The 2358-nt window shown below is 36.7% G+C and carries 3 protein-coding genes and 1 pseudogene; 3 read left to right on the forward strand and 1 reads right to left on the reverse strand.

Going from position 1 to position 2358, the window contains the following annotated elements; translation table 11 throughout:
- The coding region (locus tag HMPREF3020_RS06545) for a VENN motif pre-toxin domain-containing protein (protein WP_180363116.1) at nucleotides 1–1459 on the forward strand (1459 nt) is incomplete at its 5' end.
- Nucleotides 1459–1656 carry a hypothetical protein gene (locus HMPREF3020_RS06550; protein ID WP_049384009.1) on the forward strand — a complete coding sequence of 66 codons (198 nt, stop codon included), beginning with the start codon at nucleotides 1459–1461 and terminating at the stop codon, nucleotides 1654–1656. The genes HMPREF3020_RS06545 and HMPREF3020_RS06550, both read left to right, overlap by 1 nt.
- 196 nt (nucleotides 1657–1852) lie before the next feature.
- Here the strand turns inward: HMPREF3020_RS06550 and purT are convergent.
- Nucleotides 1853–1993: pseudogene (purT, locus tag HMPREF3020_RS06555) on the reverse strand (phosphoribosylglycinamide formyltransferase 2); the annotation flags it as partial.
- A 19-nt stretch (nucleotides 1994–2012) separates the two neighbouring features.
- On the opposite strand from purT, the gene HMPREF3020_RS06560 reads away from it, so the two are divergent.
- On the forward strand, nucleotides 2013–2358 hold a 346-nt coding region (locus HMPREF3020_RS06560; RefSeq protein WP_373897082.1), incomplete at its 3' end, for a hypothetical protein.

Raw genomic sequence — 2358 nt, forward strand, 5'->3', positions numbered from 1 at the left:
GAAACAACGTGAAGCACAAGCTGCTCAAGAAGTTGCTGACCGTGCGTATAAAGCTAATCCAAGCAAAGAAAATGAAACCGCATTAAATACCGCAAATCAAAATCTGATAACGGCTAATAATGAAGCGGACAAGTGGCAAACTGGAGGAGAATATAAGCGAAAAATTGATGGTGCCATGAATGCTATTTCTGCAGCATTGGGTGGTTTGCCAGCAGCGGGTATTGCTACCTCCGCAATTTCGCCAGAAATAAATCATCAAATTAAGCTAGCCACTGAGGGTAGCCCTATGGCTAATAAGGTTGCCCATGCAGTTTGGGGCGCGGTGGAAGCTTACTCCGCAAATCAAAATGCAGCAGCGGGAGCTGGTGGTGCTTTAGCGGGTGAGGTGATGGCTGATGTAATTGCAAAAGAGCTTTATGGTAAAAAGCCGAACCAACTTAATCGAGGGGAGAAAGAGGTCGTATCTTCTGTTAGTCAAGCCGCCGGTGCTTTAGTGGGTGGAGCGGCAGCAAATAGTAGTCAAGGAATTGGTGTAGGACTAACTACGGCTAAGAATGCGGTGGAGAATAATCTTCTTTCTAAAAATGAAGATGAAGAACTTTTCAATATTTCAGAAAAGTTTGAAAAAGCAAAAGAGTTAAAACAGAAAGAAAAAAATAGAGGCGGAGAATTATTGAAAAAAGATTCTTACATTAATTTTTTAATTCGCCTAAACCAAAAAGATCCTAGCCAATTAACGGAGGCGCAAAAGAATTATTTAGCTGTTGAATTACATAAAATCGCAAGATCGTGGAATGTTCCTGTATCTGATTTATATAACTGGGATTTTTCTAAAGAAATCAAAAGAAATGACTCTGCGTTAACAAAATATCTATCAGATGAAATTAAATTTTGGGATAGTTATGTCGGTAAACAAGCTCAATCTTTTGCGATTGGTGCGTTAGCCGCAGGAGGTGGCGTCGCTGCTGTTAGAGTTATTCCTAAGGCTGCTGGATATTTACAAGAGACAGCAGTACTTTCAGCTAGAAATCCTGTTGCTGCAGAAATGGTAGTGACAGGAGGATATAATGCTGGCAAGATATCTTATAAGACTTATGATGGGCAGTATAAAAATAAAGAAGAACTTTTAAATGATGTTTATAGTACTGGCAAGGATATTTTAAAAGCACCGGTAATGTCTAAATTGGGACCTGTAGAGCAATTTTTTGTAAGCCCAGCTGTTGATTTAATGTATGAGGTAAATAAAGTTGGAGCAACTGATAAACAGATAAAAACTGAAATGATAGGTTCCGCAACAGGGGCTGGTTATGGATTGTTGTCAGAGTTTACTTTAGGTAAATATTCTAAATTTGATGGAGTACCTAGAATATTCTTTAATGTAGTGGGTAGTTCTATAGCCTCAGATGAGATGAAAAAAATATATAGCGATAGTAGTAATGAGAAAGAGGGGAGTAAGTAATGAAGAATATTATTTTAACTTTACTATCTTTCTTTGGAGCCGTTATTTTATTTTTTATTGCATTGTTGTATGGTCAAATGGATGTGGGGATAAAAAATATCCATTATGATTTATTAATTGAGAAAGCTTTTATGATGTCCCTAAAACTGCATTTTATTATTTTACCTATACATTTTTTAATATCTAGGAGGAAATAAGAGAGATATTTCAAAAAGTATGTCAAAAATATCAAGATCTTAGCTTTCAGCTTTCTAGAAGCTTGCAAGTTATTTGAAAGGCATATAATTTTAAACCACTGATATAAAAGTGCGGTCAATTTTCAAAGAGTTTTAAAACCTCTCAAAAATTAACCGCGCTTTTTGTATTTTCAAAGATGCTTATGTTAAGTAAATTTTATAATTTCACATCCAACTTCGCGTAAGCACGTTCTACTTTTTCCAATGCTTTTTCTACGGAAATATCACGGGCAAGTAACACACCTAAACGGCGATGGCCATTCACTTCGCCTTTGCAGAAAATACGAATATTACTATTAAACCTAAAGCCAGCATTGGTGTATAGTAAAGGTTCCGATAGCCAATCTAGCACAATAAAAAGCGGTATCAATACTCAAAATATTGAAATCCGCAATGAAAACGCACAACAAGCACGTACAGGGAAATCCATCAATGAGACCCTTGCAGCAATTAAAACAGATATCAATACTGATAATGCAGAAAGTCAAAGTGGTAAATTAGAAAATCGTTTTGATAAGAATGCCTTACAAAAAGAGCTTAATGTACAAGTCGAGGCAACAAAAGGGTTTGTTCAAACAGCGAGTGCTGCTGGGAATGCAATTGCAAATAAATTAGGTGAAGAAGCTGTAGCGAAACAACGTGAAGCACAAGCTGCTCAAGAAG

The sequence above is a fragment of the Haemophilus sp. HMSC068C11 genome, from assembly GCF_001815355.1.
Classification (GTDB): domain Bacteria; phylum Pseudomonadota; class Gammaproteobacteria; order Enterobacterales; family Pasteurellaceae; genus Haemophilus_D.